The organism is Serratia sp. CC22-02, from assembly GCF_900182895.1.
Lineage (GTDB): Bacteria > Pseudomonadota > Gammaproteobacteria > Enterobacterales > Enterobacteriaceae > Serratia > Serratia nevei.
Genome location: NZ_FXUD01000003.1, coordinates 356,732 through 380,283 on the forward strand (window position 1 = coordinate 356,732; position 23,552 = coordinate 380,283).

Here is a 23,552-nt window from a genome sequence, read left to right on the forward strand (position 1 = left end):
TATGGTTAAGGTGTATGCACCGGCCTCGATCGGTAACGTCAGCGTCGGTTTCGATGTGCTGGGCGCGGCGGTTTCGCCGATCGACGGTACGCTGCTGGGCGACTGCGTCAGCGTCGAAGCCGCCGAGACGTTCAGTCTGCAGAATGCCGGGCGCTTCGTCAGCAAGCTGCCGGCCGAGCCGAAAGAGAACATCGTTTATCAATGCTGGGAGCGTTTTTGCCAGGAGATCGGCCGCGAAGTGCCGGTGGCGATGCGGTTGGAAAAGAACATGCCGATCGGTTCGGGGCTGGGCTCCAGCGCCTGTTCGGTGGTCGCCGGGTTGATGGCGATGAACGAATTCTGCGATCGGCCGCTGGATAAGACGACGCTGCTCGGCCTGATGGGCGAGCTGGAAGGCCGCATTTCCGGCAGCGTGCATTACGACAACGTGGCGCCTTGTTACCTTGGCGGCCTGCAGCTGATGCTGGAAGAAGAAGGCATCATCAGCCAGGAGGTGCCGTGCTTCGACGATTGGCTGTGGGTCATGGCCTATCCGGGCATCAAGGTCTCCACCGCCGAAGCGCGCGCCATTTTACCCGCGCAATACCGTCGTCAGGATTGCATCAGCCACGGTCGCTATCTGGCTGGCTTTATCCATGCCTGCCACTCCCGTCAGCCGCAGCTGGCCGCCAAATTGATGCAGGACGTGATCGCCGAACCGTACCGCACCCGGCTGCTGCCGGGCTTCGCCGAAGCGCGCAAGGCGGCGCAGGAGATCGGCGCGCTGGCCTGCGGCATCTCCGGTTCCGGCCCGACGCTGTTCGCCGTCTGCAACGACGGCGCCACCGCGCAACGCATGGCCGCCTGGCTGCAACAACACTATCTGCAAAACGACGAAGGTTTTGTTCATATTTGCCGTCTGGATACCGCAGGCGCTCGACTACTGGGATAACGCATGAAACTGTACAACCTTAAGGATCACAACGAGCAGGTCAGCTTCGCGCAGGCGATCAAACAAGGCCTGGGCAAGCAGCAGGGGCTGTTCTTCCCGCTGGAGTTGCCGGAGTTCGAACTGACCGAGATCGACCAGCTGCTGGAGCAGGACTTTGTCACCCGCAGCAGCCGCATTCTGTCGGCCTTTATCGGCGAAGAGGTACCGGAAGCGGCGCTGAAGAAACGCGTGCAGGCCGCCTTTGAGTTCCCGGCTCCGGTGGCGAAAGTGACCGAAGACGTCTCTTGCCTGGAGCTGTTCCACGGCCCGACGCTGGCGTTCAAAGACTTCGGCGGCCGCTTTATGGCGCAGATGCTGGCGGAAGTGGCCGGCGATCAGCCGGTGACCATTTTGACCGCCACCTCCGGCGACACCGGCGCCGCCGTGGCGCACGCCTTCTACGGCCTGAAAAACGTCCGGGTGGTGATCCTCTATCCGCAGGGCAAAATCAGTCCGCTGCAGGAGAAGCTGTTCTGTACCCTGGGCGGCAACATTCACACCGTAGCGATCGACGGCGACTTCGATGCTTGCCAGGCGCTGGTAAAGCAGGCGTTCGACGATCAAGAATTGAAAGACGCGTTGCACCTGAACTCGGCTAACTCGATCAACATCAGCCGCTTGCTGGCGCAGATCTGCTACTACTTCGAAGCGGTGGCGCAGCTGCCGCAGGAAGCGCGCAATCAGCTGGTCATCTCGGTGCCGAGCGGCAACTTCGGCGATCTGACCGCCGGGCTGCTGGCCAAGTCGCTGGGCCTGCCGGTGAAGCGCTTTATTGCCGCCACCAACGCCAACGACACCGTGCCGCGCTTCCTGACCAGCGGCCAGTGGCAGCCGCACGCCACGGTCGCGACGCTGTCCAACGCCATGGACGTCAGCCAGCCAAACAACTGGCCGCGCGTGGAAGAGCTGTTCCGTCGTAAGGTCTGGCAGCTGAAAGAGCTGGGCCACGCGGCGGTCAGCGATGAGACCACCAAGGAAACGATGCGTGAACTGGCCGAGTTGGGTTATATCTCAGAACCGCACGCGGCCATTGCCTATCGCGTGCTGCGCGATCAGCTGCAGGAAGGGGAGTTCGGTCTGTTCCTCGGCACGGCGCATCCCGCCAAGTTTAAAGAGAGCGTAGAAGCGATCCTCGGCCAGGAACTGCCGTTGCCGAAAGCGCTGGCGCTGCGGGCCGATCTGCCGCTGCTGTCGCACACGCTGCCGGCCGGCTTTGCCGAACTGCGCAAATTCCTGATGGCGCTGCCGGCCTGAAGTTCGGCAGGCTAGAATGCGAAAAGCCGTCTTGCGACGGCTTTTTTTATGCCTGCTCCGGGCGTTTGAACACCAGTTCATTGCCCTGCGAGGCGGCTTCGTCGAAGGCGTAGCCTTCCAGGTTGAAGTCCACCAGCTGCTCGCTGCGCGTCAGGCGGTTCTTGATGATAAAGCGGCTCATCAACCCGCGCGCTTTCTTGGCGTAGAAGCTGATGACCTTGAACTTGCCGTTCTTCTCGTCGAGGAACACCGGTTTGATCAGCGCGCCGTGGAGTTTGGCCGGTTTCACCGCCTTGAAATACTCGTCGGACGCCAGGTTGACCACCACGTCGTCGCCCTGCTGCTCCAGCGCTTCATTGAGTTTCTGGGTGATCTGATCGCCCCAGAAGCTGTACAGATCTTTGCCTTTCGGGTTTTCCAGCTTGATGCCCATCTCCAGCCGGTACGGCATCATCAGATCGAGCGGGCGCAGCACGCCATACAGGCCGGACAGCATACGCAGATGCTGCTGGGCAAAGTCGAAATCGGCCTCGTTGAAATCCTGCGCCTGCAGGCCGGTGTAAACGTCGCCCTTGAACGCCAGCAGCGCCTGACGGGCATTGTCTGGGGTAAATTTGGGCTGCCACTCGCTAAAGCGCGCGGCGTTCAGCCCGGCCAGCTTGTCGCTGATGCTCATCAGGCTGGCGATTTGCGCCGGCGTCAGCTCGCGGCAAATTTTGATAAGCCGCTGAGACTTGTCCAGCAGTTCGGGCTGCGTGAAACGTTCTGTCGCCAGCGGGCTGTCGTAATCGAGAGTTTTTGCAGGGGAAATAATAACGAGCATGGCCAGATCCTGTTTATCCAAGTGCGGATACTGTAGCAAAAAGCGCGGGAAAAAGGGGCAATCGGTCCAATAGGCCGGGGCGCGCACCGCACGCGCCCCGGAAAACTCAGTGCGGTGGTTGATGACCGTCCCACACGCCCGGCTCCAGCTGCGACTTCAGCTCCGGATAACGGTTGGCGTCAAAAGTCGGCAGCTTGCCCAGGCGGCGCTGGCGATGGTAGTCGTCGGCCAGCTTCAGCGCCACCCGCGACAGCAGCAGGATGGCCGTCAGATTGGTGATGGCCATCAGCGCCATGGAAGTATCCGCCATTTTCCACACCAGCGGCAGCTCCGCCAGTGCGCCGAACATCACCATGCCCAACGCCACGCAGCGGAAAATGATCAGGCCGCCCGGGTGGTTGTGCTCGAGGAATACCAGGTTGCTCTCGGCATAGGCGTAGTTGGCGATGATCGAGGTAAAGGCGAAGAAGAAGATGGCGATGGCGACGAACGGCGCCCCCCAACTGCCGACGGCGGTCGACAGCGCGCGCTGGGTCAGATCGATGCCGCTGATGCTGTCGGTCGGCTGATCGAGAATGCCGGAGGAGAGGATGATCGCCGCGGTGGCGCTGCAGATGACGATGGTATCGATAAATACCCCGAGCATTTGCACGTAGCCTTGCGAAGCCGGATGCGGCGGATAAGGCGAGGCGGACGCCGCCGCATTGGGCGCCGAACCCATGCCGGCTTCGTTGGAGAACAGGCCGCGCTGCACGCCTTGGGTCATCGCCTGGGAGATGCCGTAACCGACGGCACCGGCCGCAGCTTCCTGTAGGCCGAAGGCGCTTTTGAAGATCAGCGCCAGGATCGCCGGCATGTGTTCGATGTTATGGCCAATTACCCAGAGGGCCAACAGCAGGTAGGCGCCCGCCATCAGCGGCACCACCAGTTCGGCCACTTTGGCAATGGAGCGAATGCCGCCGAAGATCACTACCCCGCTCAACACCACCAGGCCGATGCCGACGTGCAGCGGCTGCAAATGGAAGGCGACGGCGGAGGCCTGGGCTATGGAGTTGGCCTGCACGGCGTTGAATACCAGGCCGAACGCGATGATCAGGAAGATGGAGAACAGCACGCCCATCCAGCGCATGCCGAGGCCCTTTTCCATGTAATAGGCCGGGCCGCCGCGGTAGTTGCCGTTATCGTCTTTGGTTTTGTAGAGCTGCGCCAGCGAGCTTTCCACAAAGGAGGTGGCCATGCCGATAAACGCCACCACCCACATCCAGAAGATGGCACCGGGGCCGCCGGCGGTCAGGGCGATGGCGACGCCGGTCAGGTTGCCGGTGCCGACGCGCGCCGCCAGCGTGGTACACAGCGCCTGGAAAGAGGAGATGCCGGCGCTGTCGCTTTTATTGCTGTTTTTCAACACCGAGAACATGTGGCTGAAGTGGCGGAGCTGGATAAAGCGGGTGCGCAACGTGAAGTAGATGCCGGTGCCGAGCAGCAGATAAATCAGCACCGACCCCCACAAAATATTGTTTATAAAGTTCATCAGGTCCGTCAAGGGATCCCTCCTCTTATCGAAATTTAATGCGCACCTTGCAGCATCCACCGCAGGTGAAAAACATTGGCCTATTTTTTACAAGAGCTTAGCTGGAATTGGTCCGGCGTCAGTCGATTAAGATTTTTCGCAGATTAGCGGACGAATTGCATCAATTTTTTCGAATTTAACATAATTTATTCGGACAATAGCACGTTATTGCCTTTCCATCCGCTCGGTTATGGCGAAAGATATCGGCGTAAACGGTTGCTCGCCCAAGGATAAAACAGATGCTTGCGCGCCGCGGTTTTCCAGCCTTGCACCGGGCTTGGCGCATGTTATTATCAGGGTAGGGCATGGTTGAACAATGCCAAAAGTTCATGCACAAACGATGAGATAATGCCAACATGACCGACAAATTAACTTCCCTGCGCCAGCTGACCACGGTGGTTGCAGATACGGGTGATATCGCGGCAATGAAGCTGTATCAACCGCAGGACGCTACAACCAACCCTTCGCTGATCCTCAATGCAGCCCAAATTCCTGAATACCGCAAACTGATTGACGAAGCCATCGCCTGGGCGCGCGGCCAGAGCAGCGATCGCGAGCAGCAGATCGCCGACGCCGCCGACAAGCTGGCGGTCAACATCGGTCTGGAAATCCTCAAACTGGTTCCGGGCCGTATCTCCACCGAAGTGGATGCGCGTCTGTCTTACGACACCGTCGCCAGCGTGGCCAAGGCCAAACGCCTGATCAAACTGTACAACGAAGCCGGCATCAGCAACGATCGCATCCTGATCAAACTGGCCTCGACCTGGCAGGGCATCCGCGCGGCGGAGCAGCTGGAGAAAGAAGGCATCAACTGTAACCTGACGCTGCTGTTCTCCTTCGCTCAGGCTCGCGCCTGTGCCGAAGCCGGCGTTTACCTGATCTCGCCGTTCGTCGGCCGTATCCTCGACTGGTACAAAGCCAACGGCGACAAGAAAGAGTTCGCCCCGCACGAAGATCCGGGCGTGATCTCCGTGACCGAAATTTACCAGTACTACAAACAGCACGGTTACAACACCGTGGTGATGGGCGCCAGCTTCCGTAACGTCGGCGAAATCATCGAACTGGCCGGCTGTGACCGCCTGACCATCGCCCCTGCGCTGCTGAAAGAGCTGGCGGAGAGCGAAGGCGCGCTGGAGCGCAAACTGTCTTACACCGGTGAAGTGAAGGCGCGTCCTGCCGCACTGACCGAACCTGAGTTCTACTGGCAGCACAACCAGGATCCGATGGCGGTTGAGAAACTGACCGACGGTATCCGCAAGTTCGCCGTAGACCAGGGCAAACTGGAAAAAATGATCGCCGACCTGCTGTAATTCCCGCAGATCGCGCAGTAAAAAGGTGGCTCAGGCCACCTTTTTTTATGCCCGACGCTCCCGCTGGCGGGGGAAGCCCTTATACTCTCGGCAATGACAACAGAACGGGAGACGAACCCGTTCGGACCCCATCAGGCTGTAGAGGTTACGCATGGATATTTTACGTATTGGTTTGGTTTCCGTTTCCGATCGCGCTTCCGGCGGCGTTTATCAGGATAAAGGCATCCCGGCGCTGGAAGAGTGGCTGAGCGGCGCGCTGGCGACGCCGTTCAAGCTGGAAACCCGGCTGATCCCCGATGAGCAGACGCAAATTGAACAGACGCTGTGCGAGCTGGTGGACGAAATGGGCTGCCATCTGGTGCTGACCACCGGCGGCACCGGGCCGGCGCGCCGCGACGTCACCCCCGACGCCACGCTGGCGATCGCCGATCGCGTGATGCCCGGCTTCGGCGAGCAAATGCGTCAGATCAGCCTACACTATGTGCCAACGGCAATTCTTTCTCGCCAGGTGGGGGCGATCCGCAAACAGGCGCTGATCATCAACCTGCCCGGCCAACCGAAGTCGATCAAGGAAACGCTGGAAGGGGTAAAGGATGAGCAGGGCAATGCGGTGGTACACGGCATCTTCGCCAGCGTGCCTTATTGCATTCAGCTGCTCGACGGGCCTTACGTCGAAACGCACGCCGCGGTGGTAGCAGCATTTCGGCCAAAGAGCGCGCGTCGCGAGATAAACCTCTAAATTTCAGCATTCTGCTAGATCGGCTTCAGCCCGTCTGGTGTGAAAATAATTTGCCGCTATAGTAAGGATTCTTTTACAGAAAGCCTGCGGCTTTTATTTTTACAGCCTTTACCGACGGTGCCCTATGCCTCACGACACTAATCGCCGGCTGAACCGGCAAGACTACAAAACGCTGACGTTGGCCGCGTTGGGCGGCGCGCTGGAGTTTTACGACTTCATCATCTTCGTGTTCTTCGCCGCCGTGGTCGGCGATCTGTTCTTCCCGGCGGACATGCCGGAGTGGCTACGTCTGGTGCAAACCTTCGGCATCTTCGCCGCCGGCTATCTGGCCCGCCCGCTGGGCGGCATCGTGATGGCGCACTTCGGCGATCTGGTCGGCCGCAAGAAGATGTTTACCCTGAGCATTCTGCTGATGGCGTTGCCGACGCTGGCGATGGGCCTGCTGCCGACCTACGCCAGCATCGGCATTGCTGCGCCGCTGCTGCTGCTGTTGATGCGCGTGCTGCAGGGGGCGGCGATCGGCGGTGAGGTGCCGGGCGCCTGGGTCTTCGTTGCCGAACACGTGCCGCGCCGGCGCATCGGCTTCGCCTGCGGCACGCTGACCGCCGGGTTGACGGTGGGCATCCTGCTGGGCTCGGTGGTGGCGACGGTGATCAACACTACGCTCAGCCCGCAGAGCATCGCCGGCGGCGGCTGGCGCATTCCTTTCCTCTTGGGCGGCATGTTCGGCCTGGTGGCGATGTACCTGCGCCGCTGGCTGCAGGAAACGCCGATCTTCATCGAGATGCAGGCGCGTAAAGCGCTGGCCGAGGAGCTGCCGCTGAAGTCGGTGGTGCTCAACCACAAGCGGGAAGTGGTGGTATCGATGCTGCTGACCTGGCTGCTCTCCGCCGGCATCGTGGTGGTGATCCTGATGACCCCGACCTATCTGCAAAAGCAGTTCGGCATTGCGCCGGCCTTGACGCTGCAGGCCAACAGCATCGCCACCATCATGCTGATCGCCGGCTGCATCGTCGCCGGTTTATCGGCCGATCGCTTTGGCGCCAGCAAAACGCTGGTGGTCGGCAGTGTGCTGCTGGCCGGCTGCAGCTGGCTGTTCTATCAGACGGTGGGCGTGCACCCGGAAATGCTATTCGCCTGCTATGCGCTGGTGGGGTTCAGCGTAGGCGTGGTGGGGGCCGTGCCGTACGTGATGGTGCGGGCGTTCCCGGCGGAAGTACGGTTTACCGGCATCTCGTTCTCATATAACGTCTCGTACGCTATTTTTGGCGGTTTAACACCTATTTTTGTGACGCTGATCATGAAATTGACCCCGTTAGCGCCCGCTTACTACGTGTTGGCGCTGTCGCTCATCGGGCTGCTGCTCGGTTTCTACCTGCATCGCGATCTGAACAGCGAAGCCGGGGAGCGGCGAGCTGATTCCTACAGCTAAAAAAAAGCCCTGCACTGCAGGGCTTTTTCATCAGGGAAGGGCGATTACGCCGCCACCGGTGAGGCCGCGACGCGGGCCGGAGCCGGCTCGCCAATCGGCAGCACGGTGCGGCCGTATTGTTCGTTGAGCACTTCGGCCATCGCCAGGTAAATGGCGCTGGCGCCACAGATGATGCCTTCATAGCCGGCGAAGGTCAGCAGCGCATGATTGCCGGTGATGTTGCCGACGGCCAGCAGGGCGAACAGCAGCGTGAGGCTGGCGAACACGAACTGCAGCACGCGGTTGGCGGCCAGGGTGCCGAAGAACATGAACAGGGTGAAGACGCCCCACAGTGCCAGGTAGATGCCCAGCACGTGCGCCTCGGTGGCCTCAGCCAGGCCCAGACGCGGCAGCAGCAGCAGGCCGACCAGGCTCAGCCAGAAGCTGCCGTAGGCGGTGAAAGCGGTCATGCCGAAGGTGTTGCCCTTCTTGTATTCCAGCAGACCGGCCAGGATCTGGGCCAGGCCACCGAAGAAAATCCCCATGCTGATGATGGCGGAGTTCAGTGGGAAAAAGCCCGCGTTGTGCAGGTTCAGCAAGACGGTGGTCATCCCGAAGCCCATCAGGCCGAGAGGGCCGGGATTCGCCAACTTGTTGGTGTGCATAAGTCCTCTGCGATAACAGAAAATTAACGGAAACAGCGAAGTAAAATAATAAATGGTCTGAATGGCCAAAAAATCGAAGTTTTCCACCAGAGCGCGCGCATCATAATGATCCCCGCAGCCGGAAACAATGATCTGAATGACGATAAAAAAAGAAATTTTTTTCGCCTTGCCCCTTGATGCCGGATTGGATGGCCCCATCTTATTTGCAACCGCAGTTGCTAACCGCGGGTCGCACTGAGATATCGGGCAGTTGAAAAGCAAAAAATCGCCCGCATATAGGTTAGCAACCTGACTGATTATGAATTTTTTAGTGGAGACGTTTAGATGGGTAAAATTATTGGTATCGACCTGGGTACTACCAACTCTTGCGTAGCAATTATGGATGGTGCCAAGGCACGCGTGCTGGAAAACGCCGAGGGCGACCGCACCACTCCTTCTATTATCGCATATACCCAGGACGGTGAAACTCTGGTTGGCCAGCCGGCTAAGCGTCAGGCAGTGACCAACCCTGAAAACACCTTGTTCGCCATCAAGCGCCTGATCGGTCGCCGCTTCCAGGATGAAGAAGCGCAGCGCGACAAAGCGATCATGCCGTACAAAATCGTCGAAGCCGACAACGGCGACGCTTGGCTGGAAGTGAAAGGCCAGAAAATGGCTCCGCCGCAGATCTCTGCGGAAGTGCTGAAGAAAATGAAGAAAACGGCGGAAGATTACCTGGGCGAACCGGTAACTGAAGCGGTTATCACCGTACCGGCTTACTTCAACGACGCCCAGCGTCAGGCGACCAAAGACGCCGGCCGCATCGCGGGTCTGGAAGTCAAGCGCATCATCAACGAACCAACCGCTGCGGCCCTGGCCTACGGTCTGGACAAAGAAGTTGGCAACCGCACCATCGCGGTTTATGACCTGGGCGGCGGTACTTTCGATATCTCCATCATCGAAATCGACGACGTTGACGGCGAAAAAACCTTCGAAGTGCTGGCGACCAACGGTGACACCCACCTGGGTGGCGAAGACTTCGACAGCCGTCTGATCAACTACCTGGTGGAAGAGTTCAAGAAAGATCAGGGTATCGATCTGCGCAACGATCCGCTGGCGATGCAGCGTCTGAAAGAAGCCGCTGAGAAAGCGAAGATCGAACTGTCTTCCGCTCAGCAGACCGACGTTAACCTGCCGTACATCACTGCAGACGCGACCGGTCCAAAACACATGAACATCAAAGTGACTCGCGCCAAACTCGAGTCGCTGGTTGAAGATCTGGTTGCACGTTCTATCGAGCCGCTGAAAGTGGCGCTGAAAGACGCAGGCCTGTCGGTTTCCGACATCCAGGACGTGATCCTGGTGGGCGGCCAGACCCGTATGCCAATGGTGCAGAAGAAAGTCGCAGACTTCTTCGGCAAAGAGCCGCGTAAAGACGTGAACCCGGACGAAGCGGTTGCCGTGGGCGCTGCGGTACAGGGCGGCGTGTTGGCCGGTGATGTGAAGGACGTTCTGCTGCTGGACGTGACCCCGCTGTCGCTGGGTATCGAAACCATGGGCAGCGTGATGACGCCGCTGATCACCAAAAACACCACGATCCCGACCAAGCACAGCCAGGTGTTCTCTACCGCTGAAGACAACCAGTCTGCGGTAACCATCCACGTGCTGCAGGGTGAGCGTAAGCGCGCCAGCGATAACAAATCTCTGGGCCAGTTCAACCTGGACGGCATTCAGGCGGCACCGCGCGGCATGGCGCAGATCGAAGTCACCTTCGATATCGATGCCGACGGCATCCTGCACGTGTCTGCCAAAGACAAGAACACCGGTCGTGAGCAGAAGATCACCATCAAGGCATCTTCTGGCCTGAACGAAGACGAAATCCAGAAAATGGTGCGCGACGCCGAGCTGAACGCTGAAGCCGACCGCAAGTTCGAAGAGCTGGTACAGACACGTAACCAGGCCGATCACCTGATCCACGGCACTCGCAAGCAGCTGGAAGAAGCGGGCGACAAACTGCCGGCGGAAGACAAAACGGCGATCGAAGCGGCGCTGAAAGATCTGGAAGCGGCGGTGAAAGGCGAAGATAAAGCCGAGATCGAAGCGAAGACTCAGGCTCTGGTGCAGGTTTCCGGCAAACTGCTGGAAATGGCCCAGGCGCAGCAGGCTCAGCAGGGTGCTGACGCCGGCGCGGACAACGCGGCGCAGAAAGACGACGACGTGGTTGACGCTGAGTTCGAAGAAGTTAAAGACAAAAAATAATCGCCCTTAAGCGGGCACGGGGCGGCCGAGATGCCGCTCCCGGAAACCAGCACGGGCGTCGAGGCAACTCTGCGCCCGTGCACGCATGTTAAGGGTAAGCGAAAGAATGGCGAAGAAAGACTATTACGAGATTCTCGGCGTCAGCAAGACGGCGGATGAACGTGAGATCAAAAAGGCGTACAAACGCCTGGCGATGAAATACCATCCTGACCGCAACCAGGAACAAGACGCCGAAACCAAGTTTAAAGAAGTTAAAGAAGCTTACGAAGTCCTGACCGACGACCAGAAACGCGCGGCCTACGATCAGTACGGGCACGCGGCCTTTGAACAGGGAGGCATGGGCGGCGGCGGCTTTGGCGGCGGTGCCGACTTCAGCGATATCTTTGGCGACGTGTTTGGCGACATCTTCGGCGGAGGCCGCCGTCAGCGCGCCAGCCGCGGTTCCGATCTGCGCTATAACATGGAGCTGACCCTCGAGGAAGCGGTACGTGGCGTCACCAAAGAGATCCGCATCCCGACGCTGGAAGAGTGCGACGTCTGCCACGGCAGCGGCGCCAAGCCGGGCAGCTCGCCGGTGACCTGTCCAACCTGTCACGGCCAGGGCCAGGTGCAGATGCGTCAGGGCTTCTTCACCGTGCAGCAGGCGTGTCCGCACTGCCATGGCCGCGGTCAGATCATCAAAGATCCGTGCAACAAGTGCCACGGCCACGGCCGGGTAGAAAAATCCAAAACGCTGTCGGTGAAAATTCCGGCCGGCGTCGATACCGGTGACCGCATCCGCCTGGCGGGTGAAGGCGAAGCCGGCGAGCACGGCGCACCGGCGGGCGATCTGTACGTTCAGGTGCAGGTGAAGGCGCACCCGATCTTCGAGCGCGAAGGCAACAACCTGTACTGTGAAGTGCCGATCAACTTCGCCATGGCGGCGCTGGGCGGTGAGATTGAAGTGCCGACGCTGGACGGCCGGGTGAAACTGAAGGTGCCTTCGGAGACCCAAACCGGCAAACTGTTCCGCATGCGCGGCAAGGGCGTGAAATCGGTGCGTGGTGGCAGCCAGGGCGACCTGCTGTGCCGCGTAGTGGTGGAAACCCCGGTCAATCTGAACGACAAGCAGAAGCAATTGCTGCGCGAGCTGGAAGAGAGCCTGGGCGGCCCGTCCGGTGACAAGAACAGCCCGCGTTCGAAGAGCTTCTTCGACGGGGTGAAAAAGTTCTTTGACGACCTGACTCGCTAACCTGCTGTTTCTGCTGGTTTATATTAGAACCCCGGGCGTCTGTCCCGGGGTTTTTATTTGCATGTCGCACCCCTAATCCCCTATAAATAATGTGACTTATTCGTGCTTTTAATCGGTTTTATCGAGTTATTTAGCATTTATAAACTTATTTTTTCGAACTAAAACGCCCTCTATACTCACTTCATGACTGTGGTTCGCAGGGCGCTACGCCCTGCACAGATTTGGAGAGACGTATTGTGACCAACATCATTCGTCAATTTTTACGTCAGGAAGCCGCGGGCGGCATCATTCTGATCGCGGCGGCGATCGTCGCCCTGATCATGGCCAACACCCCGGCACAGGGGATCTATCAGGCATTCCTTAACCTGCCGGTGATGGTGAAGATTGCTTCGCTGGAGATCGCCAAGCCGCTGCTGCTGTGGATCAACGACGGCCTGATGGCCATCTTCTTCCTGGTGGTGGGGCTCGAGGTCAAGCGCGAGCTGATGCAGGGCTCGCTGTCCGGGCGCGACAAGGCGGTGTTTCCGGCGATCGCCGCGCTGGGCGGCATGCTGGCGCCGGCGCTGATTTACCTGCTGTTCAACGGCGCGGATGAAGTCACCCGCCAGGGCTGGGCGATCCCGGCCGCGACCGATATCGCCTTCGCGCTGGGCGTAATGGCGCTGCTGGGCAACCGCGTACCGACCAGCCTGAAAGTGTTCCTGCTGGCGTTGGCGATCATCGATGACCTGGGCGTGATTATCATCATCGCGCTGTTCTACACCCATGAAGTGTCGATGGTGGCGCTGGGCGTGGCGGCGGCGGCGACGGTGCTGCTGGCGGTGATGAACTGGCGCGGCGTGGGTAAAACCTCGCTGTACATGATGGTCGGCCTGGTGTTGTGGGTCGCGATCCTCAAGTCCGGGGTGCACGCGACGCTGGCCGGGGTGATCGTCGGCTTTATGATCCCGCTGAACGTCAAGAAGGGGCCGTCGCCGTCGGAGACGCTGGAACATGAGCTGCACCCTTGGGTCGCGTTTATGATCCTGCCGCTGTTCGCATTCGCCAACGCCGGGGTTTCTTTGCAGGGCGTATCGCTGGAAGGGTTGACGTCGCTGTTGCCGGTCGGGATTGCGGCCGGGCTGTTTATCGGCAAGCCGCTGGGGATTTTCCTCTTCAGCCTGCTGGCGGTGAAAATGGGCATCGCCCGCTTGCCTGAGGGGATCGGTTTTAAACAGGTGTTTGCCGTTTCGGTGCTCTGTGGTATTGGTTTCACCATGTCGATTTTTATCGCCTCGCTGGCGTTCGGCGATGCGGATGCGGCACTCAGCACCTATTCCCGCCTGGGGATCCTGCTGGGCTCCACTGCGGCGGCGGTGGCAGGGTATGGGTTGCTGCGTCTGGCGTTGCCGCGGGTGCGTTAATCCTGCGTGTGCCCGATAAGGGCACACAATAAAATGGCTGGTCGGAGCTGCGCGGTATAAAATATGTGCAGCTTCGGCCGTTCTTCGTTGGGACTAATGGGGCTATACGTTGTCTGAAGCAGGGAAAGGAAGTTTGTCGCTCGTCACGGCACACCGTTTGCCGCTGCGAAACGTTGTTAAGGAGAGCCGCTCGTGAGGATGTCGCATATCAACTTTAATCACCTTTATTATTTCTGGCAGGTCTGCAAGGCCGGTTCCGTGGTCGGTGCCGCCGAAGCGTTGTTTTTGACGCCGCAGACCATCACCGGCCAGATCAAAGCGCTGGAGGAGCGGTTGGACGGCAAGCTGTTCAAACGCCAGGGGCGCGGGTTGGTACCTTCGGAGCTGGGGCAGCTGGTGTTCCGCTATGCCGACAAGATGTTTATGCTCAGCCAGGAAATGCTGGATATCGTCAACTACCGCAAAGAGTCGAACCTGCTGTTCGACGTTGGCGTGGCGGACGCGCTGTCGAAGCGCCTGGTCAGCCAGGTGTTGGAAACGGCGGTAGTGGTGGATAACGAACAGATCCACCTGCGCTGTTTTGAATCGACGCACGAGATGCTGTTGGAGCAGCTCAGCCAGCACAAGCTGGATATGATCCTGTCGGATTGCCCGGTGGATTCCAGCCAGCAGGAAGGGCTGTTCTCGCTGAAGCTGGGCGAGTGCGGCATCAGCTTCTTCTGCCGCCAGCCGGCGCCGGAGTTGCCGTTCCCGGCCTGCCTGGAGCAGCGCAAGCTGCTGATCCCCGGCCGCCGCTCGATGCTGGGGCGCAAGCTGCTCAACTGGTTCAATACGCAGGGCATTCAGGTGGAGATCCTGGGTGAGTTCGACGATGCGGCGCTGATGAAGGCCTTCGGCATGTATCACAATGCGATTTTCGTGGCGCCGACGCTGTATGCGCAGGATACCTATAACGATGACAACGTGGTGGAGATTGGGCGCATCGACAGCGTGCAGGAGGAGTATTACATCATCTTCGCCGAGCGCATGATCCAGCATCCGGCGGTGCAGCGCGTGTGCAACAAAGACTTCTCGGCGCTGTTTTCCTGCTAGTGGTTCACTGAACGCAGGGCGTAAAAAAACCGGCCTGAGCCGGTTTTTTTATCAAGCAGATAACGAAATGCTTATTGCATTGCGTTGATGCGTGCAGTCAGGTTTGACTTATGACGCGCTGCTTTGTTTTTGTGGATCAGGCCTTTAGCTGCCTGACGGTCCACCAGTGGCTGCATTACCAGGAATGCAGTTTGTGCTGCTTCTTTGTCGCCAGCTGCGATAGCTGCGTCTACCTTCTTGATGAAGGTACGCACCATTGAGCGACGGCTAGCGTTATGCTTGCGGCGTTTCTCAGACTGTACGGCGCGTTTCTTAGCTGATTTGATATTAGCCAAGGTCCAACTCCCAAATATATTCTATTGAGGACAATTCAAAGGCCGAGGAATATGCCCTTTTAGCCTTCGTTTGTCAATGGATTTGTGCAAATAAGCGCCGTTTGTACAGGCGGCACTCGCTACGTTGTGATGGCGCAGGATTTTACCAGCTTCGCTCTTGGGAATACAGTGTTTCGCGAGAAAATTCGCCAATGTTTTGCCGCGGCGGACGCAAGCCGTTGGCCGTGGTCGAGAATCGGCCCGGCAGTGCCGGATAAACTGCGGCGAAGCCGTTTCACGCGCAGATTATCTCCGGTATGGTATGTCTATTACATAAAGGCACCAATCGCGGGTTAACCTTACCGGCTGTACAAGGTATAATCCGCCGATTTCCACTGTTTTGAGCCAGCTATGGAGCTAATTCGCGGCATTCACAATATCCGGGCGCGCCACCATGGTTGCGTGCTCACCATCGGCAACTTTGACGGCGTACACCGCGGTCATCAGGCGCTGCTGGAGCAGTTGAAGCAACAAGGGCAACGCCTCGGGCTGCCGGTGATGGTCATGATCTTTGAGCCGCAGCCGCTGGAGATGTTCGCCGCAGACAAGGCGCCGGCCCGCTTGACGCGCCTGCGCGACAAGGCCAACTACCTGGCGCAGGCGGGCGTCGATTACCTGCTGTGCGTCAAGTTCGATCCGCGTTTTGCCGCCAACACCGCGCAGGCGTTCGTCGCCGAGCTGCTGGTGGAAAAACTGGGCGTCAAATTCCTGATGGTGGGGGATGATTTTCGCTTTGGCGCCGGGCGTCAGGGCGATTTTCCGCTATTGCAGCAGGCCGGAAAAGAGTACGGCTTCGAGGTGGTCAGCACCCCGACCTTCCGCGAAGGCGAGCGGCGCATCAGCAGCACCGCGATCCGCACCGCGCTGAGCGAGGACGATCTGCCGCTGGCGGAGACACTGCTGGGCCACCCATACAGCATTTCCGGGCGCGTGGTGCACGGCGACGAGCTGGGCCGCACCATCGGCTTCCCGACCGCCAACCTGCCGCTCAAGCGCCTGGTGGCGCCGGTGAAAGGGGTGTATGCGGTAGAAGTGTACGGCCTGGGGCCGCAGCCGCTGCCGGGCGTGGCCAATATCGGTACGCGCCCGACCGTCGCCGGCGTGCGTCAGCAGCTGGAAGTGCATCTGCTGGATGTCACAATGGATCTTTACGGGCGCCATATTGAGGTGGTGCTCCGCGCAAAATTGCGCAATGAACAACGGTTTGCTTCGCTCGATGCCCTGAAGCAGCAAATCGCCAATGATGTGGTGACGGCCCGGAAGTTCTTCGGGCTACAGACACCGGTTTAATCTCTATAGCCGAAAACGGAACCGAGAATCTAATGAGTGACTACAAGAATACCCTGAACTTGCCGGAAACAGGGTTCCCGATGCGCGGCGACCTCGCCAAGCGCGAACCTGGCATGCTGCAACGTTGGTATGAACAGGATCTGTACGGGATTATTCGTACTGCCAAAAAGGGCAAAAAAACCTTCATTTTGCATGACGGCCCTCCGTATGCGAACGGCAGCATTCACATTGGTCACTCGGTTAACAAGATTCTCAAAGACATTATCATCAAGTCGAAAGGGATGGCCGGCTTCGACTCGCCTTATGTGCCGGGTTGGGACTGCCACGGCCTGCCTATCGAACTGAAGGTTGAACAGCTGTACGGCAAACCGGGCGAGAAGCTGACGGCGGCCGAGTTCCGCCAGAAGTGCCGCGAGTACGCGGCCGAGCAGGTTGAAGGCCAGAAGAAGGACTTCATCCGCCTGGGCGTGCTGGGCGACTGGGATCGCCCATACCTGACCATGGACTTCAAAACCGAAGCCAACATCATCCGCGCGCTGGGCAAGATCATCAGCAACGGCCACCTGCTGAAAGGCGCCAAGCCGGTTCACTGGTGCACCGACTGCGGATCGTCGCTGGCGGAAGCGGAAGTGGAGTACTACGACAAGACTTCGCCGTCGATCGACGTGACCTTCCATGCGGCCGACGCGGCTGCCGTGGCGGCCAAGTTCGGCGTGAGCCACTTCAACGGGACTATCTCCCTGGTTATCTGGACCACCACCCCGTGGACCCTGCCGGCCAACCGCGCGATCTCGCTGCATCCGGACTTCACCTATCAGCTGGTGCAGGTTGACGGCCAGTGCCTGATCCTGGCGGCCGAGCTGGTGGAAAGCGTGATGAAACGCGCCGGCATCACCGAATGGACGGTGCTGGGCAACTGCAAAGGCGCCGATCTGGAGCTGCTGCGCTTCAAACACCCGTTCATGGACTTCGACGTGCCGGCGATCCTCGGCGAGCACGTGACGCTGGACGCCGGTACCGGTGCGGTGCATACCGCAGGCGGTCATGGCCCGGATGACTTCGTCATCAGCCAAAAATACGGTCTGGAGATCGCCAACCCGGTAGGGCCGAACGGCTGCTACCTGACCGGCACTCACCCGCTGCTGGACGGCAAGTTCGTCTTCAAGGCCAACGATCTGATCGTCGACCTGCTGCGTGAGAAAGGCGCGCTGCTGCACGTCGAGAAGTTCCTGCACAGCTATCCGTGCTGCTGGCGGCACAAGACGCCGATCATCTTCCGCGCCACGCCGCAATGGTTCGTCAGCATGGATCAGAAAGGCCTGCGTCAGCAGTCGCTGGAAGAGATCAAAGGCGTGCAGTGGATCCCGGATTGGGGCCAGGCGCGCATCGAAATGATGGTGGCCAACCGCCCGGACTGGTGCATCTCGCGTCAGCGCACCTGGGGCGTGCCGATGTCGCTGTTCGTGCACAAAGAAACCGAGCAGCTGCACCCGCGCACCGTTGAGCTGATGGAAGAAGTGGCCAAGCGCGTCGAGCAAGACGGCATTCAGGCCTGGTGGGATCTGGACGCGGCCGATATCCTCGGCGCGGAAGCCGCCGACTACGTGAAAGTGCCGGATACGCTGGACGTGTGGTTCGACTCCGGTTCCACCCACGCTTCGGTGGTCGACGTGCGCCCTGAGTTCCAGGGACACAGCGCCGACATGTATCTGGAAGGCTCCGACCAACACCGCGGCTGGTTCATGTCATCGCTGATGATCTCCACCGCGATGAAAGGCAAGGCGCCTTATAAAGAAGTGCTGACCCACGGCTTCACCGTCGACGGCCAGGGCCGCAAGATGTCCAAGTCGATCGGCAACACCGTCAGCCCGCAGGACGTGATGAACAAGCTGGGCGGCGACATTCTGCGTCTGTGGGTGGCATCGACCGATTACACCGGCGAAATCGCGGTCTCCGACGAGATCCTCAAGCGCTCCGCAGACTCTTATCGCCGCATCCGCAACACCGCGCGCTTCCTGCTGGCCAACCTGAACGGGTTCGAGCCGAGCACCGATTGCGTGGCGCCGGAAGACATGGTGGTGCTGGATCGCTGGGCGGTCGGCCGTGCGCTGGCGGCGCAGCAGGATATCGAGCAGGCTTACGCTAACTATGATTTCCACGAAGTGGTGCAGCGTCTGATGCAGTTCTGCTCGGTCGAGATGGGCTCCTTCTATCTGGATATCATCAAGGATCGTCAGTACACCGCGAAGAGCGACAGCGTCGCCCGCCGCAGCTGCCAGACCGCGCTGTATCACATCGTGGAAGCGCTGGTGCGCTGGATGGCGCCGATCATGTCGTTCACTGCGGACGAGATCTGGGGCTTCATGCCGGGCAAACGCGCGCAGTACGTGTTTACCGAAGAGTGGTACGACGGCCTGTTCGGGCTGGCGGAAGGCGAGCCGATGAACGACGCTTTCTGGGCCGAGCTGCTGAAAGTGCGCGGCGAAGTGAACAAGGTGCTGGAGCAGGCGCGTGCCGACAAACGCCTCGGCGGCTCGCTGGAAGCGGCGGTAACGCTGTATGCCGACAGCGAGCTGGCGGCGCGCCTGAACAGCCTGCAGGATGAGCTGCGCTTCGTGCTGCTGACCTCTGCGGCAAGCGTTGCGCCATTGGCGGATGCGCCGGCCGACGCGCAGGCTTCCGAGCTGCTGAAAGGGCTGAAGATCGCCTTCAGCACGGCACCGGGTGAGAAGTGCCCGCGCTGCTGGCATTACACCACCGATATCGGCCTGGTGGCGGAACACGCAGACATCTGCGGCCGCTGTGTGAGCAACGTCGCCGGTGACGGCGAGAAGCGTAACTTTGCCTGAGAACTCGCGCCTGATGAGTAAATCAATTTGTTCGACCGGCCTGCGTTGGCTGTGGGTTGTGGTGGCGGTGCTGGCGCTGGATTTTGGCAGCAAGCAGTGGATCCTCGCTAACTTTACGCTGGGCCAGTCCCAGCCGTTGATCCCGTCGTTCAACCTGTTTTACGCGCGCAACTACGGCGCTGCGTTCAGCTTCCTGGCCGACCATGGCGGCTGGCAGCGCTGGTTCTTCGCCGGCATCGCCATCGCCATCGTTGCGGTGCTGCTGGTGATGATGTACCGCAGCACCGCGCAGCAGAAGCTGAACAACATCGCCTACGCCTTTATTATCGGCGGGGCGTTGGGCAATCTGTTCGATCGCCTGTGGCACGGTTTCGTGGTCGATTTCATCGACTTCTACGTCGGTGACTGGCACTACCCGACCTTCAATCTGGCGGACAGCTTCATCTGCGTGGGCGCGGCGATGATCGTGCTGGAAGGTTTCCTGTCGCCGGCGAACAAAGACGCAAAGAGTAAAGGTGAGTAATATGACGGCTCAGGTTATCAGTGACAGCGCGGTGCTGGTTCACTTTACGCTGAAACTGGAAGACGGTTCGACCGCCGAATCCACCCGCAGCAGCGGCAAGCCGGCGCTGTTCCGCCTGGGTGACGGCAGCCTGTCGGCACCGCTGGAAGCGCAGCTGCTTGGCCTGCGCGCGGGCGACAAATGCGCCTTTACCCTGCAGCCGGAAGCGGCGTTCGGCGCGGAGAACCCGGATCTGGTCCAGTTCTTCTCGCGCCGCGACTTCGCGGAAACCGGCGTGCCGGACGTGGGCACCATCATGCTGTTTACCGCCATCGACGGCAGTGAAATGCCGGGCGTGGTGCGCGCGGTGGCGGAAGATTCGATCACCGTCGATTTCAACCATCCGCTGGCGGGCCATCCGGTGACCTTCGATATCGAAGTGCTGGAGATCGATCCGCAGCAGGAGGAGATGCATGCAAATATTGCTGGCTAACCCGCGCGGCTTCTGCGCCGGGGTTGATCGTGCGATCAGCATCGTGGAACGCGCGCTGGAACTGTATGGCGCACCGATCTACGTGCGGCATGAAGTGGTGCACAACCGCTACGTGGTCGACAGCCTGCGTGAGCGCGGCGCGGTGTTTATCGAAGAGATCGCGGAAGTGCCGGACGGCTCTATCCTGATCTTCTCGGCGCACGGCGTTTCTCAGGCGGTGCGCGCCGAAGCCAAGGCGCGCGATCTGACCATGCTGTTCGACGCCACTTGCCCGCTGGTGACCAAGGTGCATATGGAAGTGGCGCGCGCCAGCCGCCGCGGCACCGAAGCGATTCTGATTGGCCACGCCGGGCACCCGGAAGTGGAAGGCACCATGGGCCAGTACAGCAACCCGCAGGGCGGCATGTACCTGGTCGAGTCGCCGGAAGACGTGTGGAAGCTGCAGGTGAAAGATGAAAGCAACCTGTGCTTCATGACGCAGACCACGCTGTCGGTAGATGATACCTCGGACGTGATCGACGCCCTGCGCCAGCGTTTCCCGAGCATTATCGGCCCGCGCAAGGATGACATTTGCTACGCCACCACCAACCGTCAGGAAGCGGTGCGTAACCTGGCCGGCGATGCGGACGTGGTGCTGGTGGTGGGGTCAAAAAACTCCTCCAACTCCAACCGACTGGCGGAACTGGCGCAGCGCGTCGGCAAACCGGCTTATCTTATCGATTCGGCGGCGGATATTCAGGAGAGCTGGCTGAGCGGGGCGCGCCATATCGGCGTTACCGCCGGTGCCTCAGCGCCGGACGTGCTGGTGCAGGAGGTGATCTCTCGCCTCAAAGCGCTGGGCGGTATGGACGTGCATGAAATCAGCGGGCGTGAAGAGAACATCGTGTTCGAAGTGCCGAAAGAGCTGCGCGTGGACGTTCGTCAGATAGACTGACAGGCGCCGGCGGATGACAACGGGGAGCCCAGGCTTCCCGTTTTTTTTGGGCATTCGCATGGCATTGAAAATAAAACGCTGCGCATATTCAAATTTTCTGCTAACTAAAGTCAAATTTATTCTGAGTATTTGAAATAGCGTCGGTGTCATTAATTATATAAGCTGACGAAAAGTCATTAATCAAGGTATCATTAGTCTGCAATCTAAATAAGGCCTGGCGTTGGCAAGGTGATTACAATAATTACAATAATGGGTGTTGCAGATGTTTCTTATTTTATTCCTGCCGAATATGTTCTAAGGCGTTTAATCCTTTCTCCTTTAAATAGAGCTTCATATGCTCCAGCAATCGTCGGACTTTTAATGGCTGAATCTCCCGACGCGGCATAATGGCATAGCAATTTATTTCCGGTAATCGCCAGTCGGGCAATATTTCAATCAGCTCGCCGCTGAGCAACTCACGCTCAACGTTGGCGAAGAAATTGCGAATGATACCCTTGCCGGTCAGCGCCAACTCCTTCATCGCCATACCGCTGTTGGTGAACAAGCGCCCGGTCATGCGCATGCGGTGTTCACCGCCGTCGCGATGGATCAGACGAACAAACTGCGGGTTGCCGAGCGGTGTAAAGGTCACCCAGTGGTGATGCGTCAGCGCCTGCGGCGAATCCGGCACGCCGTGGTGCGCCAGGTAGGCCGGCGAGGCGCACAGCACTTCGCGGCAGCGCGCCAGCCGCGTGGAAACGTAGCTGGAGTCGGCCAGCACGCCGCCGCGTATCGCCAGATCGATGCGTTGCGTGATGAGGTCTATCTTCTCATCGTGGATTTCCAGCCGCAGCGTGAGCCGCGGGTGCTCGTCGAGGAAGCTCTGCAGCGCCGGCACCAGATAGTGGGTGGCGAATTCGGTCGAGGTGGCGACGCGCAGTTCACCCACCAGTTCGCCACGCAGCGCGGCGATCCGTTGTTGGCCGCGTTCGGCGGCGTGGATCATCAGCAGGCAATCTTCATAAAAGCACAATCCGGCTTCGGTCAGACTCAATGAACGCGTCGACCGCAACAGTAATTGAATGCCCAGATGTTCCTCCAACTGGCGAATATGTTGGCTGACGGCCGAGGTCGTCATGCCCAATTCTTTTGCCGCCATGCTGAATGCGCCGCAATCGACCACTTTTGAGAAAATGGCCATGCGTTTTAAAATATTGCTCATAGTTTGTTAAGCACAACTTAACCAAGATTGTGAATTATACGGGCTAATAATATAGCACCATCTCTTCTATATTGCCTGAAGCATATAAACGCCGGGCTAATTATTATCTCGCAGAGGTTTTTTCTCTTTTTGATAAATCTTATTGCGCTTTTCAATAATACACCCGCGCCGCATCGCAACAGGAGCACATTGTGGACAGCGTTCAGAAAGATGAAATAGCGTTAAAAATCCTACGTGAATTATTGCAATACCGCCGCCGTTTCCCCGGTGGCGACACCTCAATTGCCGAAGAAGAACAACGGGTCACTCAGGTGCAATTGCCACGCATTCGGGCATTCATTGAAAACGAGCAGCGCATCGAATTCGTGCTGCCGGCCTTTCCGACCAAGTCGCCCAACACCAACAAGGTGATCGGCGCGGTGCCGGACATGGCGGAGCGGCTGTCGCTGATCTTCCTCAACTCGCTGTGCCAGCGTATTCAACTCTATTACCCGCCGGGTGCGCATATCGTTATCTGCTCCGACGGCCACGTGTTCGGCGATCTGATCCGCGTCAGCGACGAAGCGATCAACCACTATCAGCGCGAGATTGAAGGCCTGCTGCATGAAGTGGGTGCGACGCACCTGAGTGTGTTCAACCTCGGCGACGTCAAAGGCCTGGCGGAGCATACCGACGATTACGATCTGCTGCGCCGGCTGTTGGTGGACGGCTACGCCGAGTCGGAAGAGGCGATCAAGCAACAGCTGATGCAGGACGAACAGGGCCTCTTGCTGTACCGCGCCATCACGCGTTTCCTGTATGAAGACAGCCAACTGCCGGGCTACAGCGGTTCCAACGCCGCGCTGCAGAAGGACGCCAAGCAGCGCGCCTGCGGCGTGATCCAACGCAGCTGGGCCTGGGGCAACCTGCTGGCGCAACATTTCCCGGCGGCGATCCGCCTGTCGATTCACCCGCAGCCGGTCGACAGCCTGAAAATGGGCATCCACATGATGCCGACCAAAGACGACTGGCTGACGCCGTGGCACGGCGTGGCGGCGAACGTGAACGGCCAGTTCGTGCTGATGAAGCGTAAAGACGCGCAGAGCCTGGACGGCGAACTGGTGGAGATCCGCGGCACGCCGAGCCATTACCTGATCGAGCAGCCACAGATGGCCTGAGGCCGCCGCAGGCTTTTGCGCCCGAAATCCTGGCGGGCGCGTTTTT

20 protein-coding genes are annotated in these 23,552 nt (G+C 59.3%); 15 read left to right on the forward strand and 5 right to left on the reverse strand.

All coding sequences use genetic code 11. The features are described from left to right. Position 1: 1 nt before the first annotated feature. Together thrB and thrC are read left to right on the forward strand one after the other, a co-directional pair. Positions 2–931, forward strand: coding sequence for a homoserine kinase (thrB, locus tag QOL81_RS13670; protein ID WP_070915031.1), 930 nt, complete (start codon positions 2–4; stop codon positions 929–931). Between the two features lie 3 nt (positions 932–934). Continuing rightward, entirely contained in the window at positions 935–2,224 is a 1,290-nt protein-coding gene (gene thrC, locus QOL81_RS13675) for a threonine synthase (RefSeq protein ID WP_070915029.1), read from the forward strand. A 46-nt stretch (positions 2,225–2,270) separates the two neighbouring features. Here the strand turns inward: thrC and yaaA are convergent, their stop codons facing one another. Next, positions 2,271–3,047, reverse strand: a complete 777-nt coding sequence (yaaA, locus tag QOL81_RS13680; protein ID WP_064290779.1) for a peroxide stress protein YaaA — start codon at positions 3,045–3,047, stop codon at positions 2,271–2,273. A 106-nt stretch (positions 3,048–3,153) separates the two neighbouring features. Beyond that, a complete protein-coding gene (locus tag QOL81_RS13685) occupies positions 3,154–4,590 on the reverse strand; it encodes an alanine/glycine:cation symporter family protein (protein ID WP_060422389.1) in 1,437 nt (478 codons plus the stop codon). 383 nt (positions 4,591–4,973) lie between these two features. On the opposite strand from QOL81_RS13685, the gene tal reads away from it, so the two are divergent. The 3 genes from tal (at position 4,974) to QOL81_RS13700 (ending at position 8,098) form a co-directional block, all read left to right on the forward strand. Further along, a complete protein-coding gene (gene tal, locus QOL81_RS13690; RefSeq protein WP_004932982.1) occupies positions 4,974–5,927 on the forward strand; it encodes a transaldolase in 954 nt (317 codons plus the stop codon). A 151-nt stretch (positions 5,928–6,078) separates the two neighbouring features. After that, positions 6,079–6,666: a molybdopterin adenylyltransferase gene (gene mog, locus QOL81_RS13695; protein WP_004932980.1), complete on the forward strand. Its 588-nt coding sequence runs from the start codon at positions 6,079–6,081 to the stop codon at positions 6,664–6,666. 124 nt (positions 6,667–6,790) lie between these two features. Further along, positions 6,791–8,098: an MFS transporter gene (locus tag QOL81_RS13700; RefSeq protein WP_060422391.1), complete on the forward strand. Its 1,308-nt coding sequence runs from the start codon at positions 6,791–6,793 to the stop codon at positions 8,096–8,098. A 44-nt stretch (positions 8,099–8,142) separates the two neighbouring features. Here the strand turns inward: QOL81_RS13700 and satP are convergent, their stop codons facing one another. Beyond that, positions 8,143–8,742 carry an acetate uptake transporter gene (gene satP, locus QOL81_RS13705; protein ID WP_070915133.1) on the reverse strand — a complete coding sequence of 200 codons (600 nt, stop codon included), beginning with the start codon at positions 8,740–8,742 and terminating at the stop codon, positions 8,143–8,145. Between the two features lie 324 nt (positions 8,743–9,066). On the opposite strand from satP, the gene dnaK reads away from it, so the two are divergent. The 4 genes from dnaK to nhaR all read left to right on the forward strand — a co-directional run bounded on the left by dnaK (position 9,067) and on the right by nhaR (position 14,706). Beyond that, positions 9,067–10,980 carry a molecular chaperone DnaK gene (gene dnaK / locus QOL81_RS13710; RefSeq protein WP_004932972.1) on the forward strand — a complete coding sequence of 638 codons (1,914 nt, stop codon included), beginning with the start codon at positions 9,067–9,069 and terminating at the stop codon, positions 10,978–10,980. A 106-nt stretch (positions 10,981–11,086) separates the two neighbouring features. Next, entirely contained in the window at positions 11,087–12,211 is a 1,125-nt protein-coding gene (dnaJ, locus tag QOL81_RS13715; protein ID WP_004932969.1) for a molecular chaperone DnaJ, read from the forward strand. 236 nt (positions 12,212–12,447) lie between these two features. Further along, the gene (gene nhaA, locus QOL81_RS13720) at positions 12,448–13,614 is read left to right on the forward strand and encodes a Na+/H+ antiporter NhaA (RefSeq protein ID WP_038873350.1); all 1,167 of its coding nucleotides are present in this window, start codon (positions 12,448–12,450) and stop codon (positions 13,612–13,614) included. Between the two features lie 192 nt (positions 13,615–13,806). Further along, a complete protein-coding gene (gene nhaR / locus QOL81_RS13725) occupies positions 13,807–14,706 on the forward strand; it encodes a transcriptional activator NhaR (protein ID WP_004932962.1) in 900 nt (299 codons plus the stop codon). A 71-nt stretch (positions 14,707–14,777) separates the two neighbouring features. Here the strand turns inward: nhaR and rpsT are convergent, their stop codons facing one another. Continuing rightward, positions 14,778–15,041 carry a 30S ribosomal protein S20 gene (gene rpsT / locus QOL81_RS13730; protein WP_033637053.1) on the reverse strand — a complete coding sequence of 88 codons (264 nt, stop codon included), beginning with the start codon at positions 15,039–15,041 and terminating at the stop codon, positions 14,778–14,780. Positions 15,042–15,431: 390 nt separating this feature from the next. Here rpsT and ribF point away from each other — a divergent pair, with 390 nt between their 5' ends. Genes ribF through ispH form a run of 5 tightly spaced genes read left to right on the forward strand, consistent with a single transcriptional unit; the run spans position 15,432 to position 21,148 of the window. Further along, positions 15,432–16,370, forward strand: a complete 939-nt coding sequence (gene ribF / locus QOL81_RS13735; RefSeq protein WP_033637054.1) for a bifunctional riboflavin kinase/FAD synthetase — start codon at positions 15,432–15,434, stop codon at positions 16,368–16,370. Positions 16,371–16,402: 32 nt separating this feature from the next. Beyond that, positions 16,403–19,219, forward strand: a complete 2,817-nt coding sequence (gene ileS, locus QOL81_RS13740; RefSeq protein ID WP_060422395.1) for an isoleucine--tRNA ligase — start codon at positions 16,403–16,405, stop codon at positions 19,217–19,219. Between the two features lie 13 nt (positions 19,220–19,232). Continuing rightward, positions 19,233–19,742 carry a signal peptidase II gene (gene lspA / locus QOL81_RS13745; protein ID WP_038873364.1) on the forward strand — a complete coding sequence of 170 codons (510 nt, stop codon included), beginning with the start codon at positions 19,233–19,235 and terminating at the stop codon, positions 19,740–19,742. A 1-nt stretch (position 19,743) separates the two neighbouring features. Further along, positions 19,744–20,214, forward strand: a complete 471-nt coding sequence (fkpB, locus tag QOL81_RS13750; RefSeq protein WP_033637057.1) for an FKBP-type peptidyl-prolyl cis-trans isomerase — start codon at positions 19,744–19,746, stop codon at positions 20,212–20,214. Then, positions 20,195–21,148 carry a 4-hydroxy-3-methylbut-2-enyl diphosphate reductase gene (gene ispH, locus QOL81_RS13755; protein ID WP_038873368.1) on the forward strand — a complete coding sequence of 318 codons (954 nt, stop codon included), beginning with the start codon at positions 20,195–20,197 and terminating at the stop codon, positions 21,146–21,148. The genes fkpB and ispH overlap by 20 nt, the downstream gene beginning before the upstream one ends. A gap of 274 nt (positions 21,149–21,422) precedes the next feature. On the opposite strand, the gene QOL81_RS13760 is transcribed toward ispH, so the two are convergent. Continuing rightward, a complete protein-coding gene (locus tag QOL81_RS13760) occupies positions 21,423–22,349 on the reverse strand; it encodes a LysR family transcriptional regulator (RefSeq protein ID WP_060422398.1) in 927 nt (308 codons plus the stop codon). 191 nt (positions 22,350–22,540) lie between these two features. Between QOL81_RS13760 and pvcA the strand changes: the two genes are divergently transcribed. Further along, the gene (gene pvcA / locus QOL81_RS13765) at positions 22,541–23,506 is read left to right on the forward strand and encodes an L-tyrosine isonitrile synthase (protein ID WP_060422401.1); all 966 of its coding nucleotides are present in this window, start codon (positions 22,541–22,543) and stop codon (positions 23,504–23,506) included. Positions 23,507–23,552: the final 46 nt, after the last annotated feature.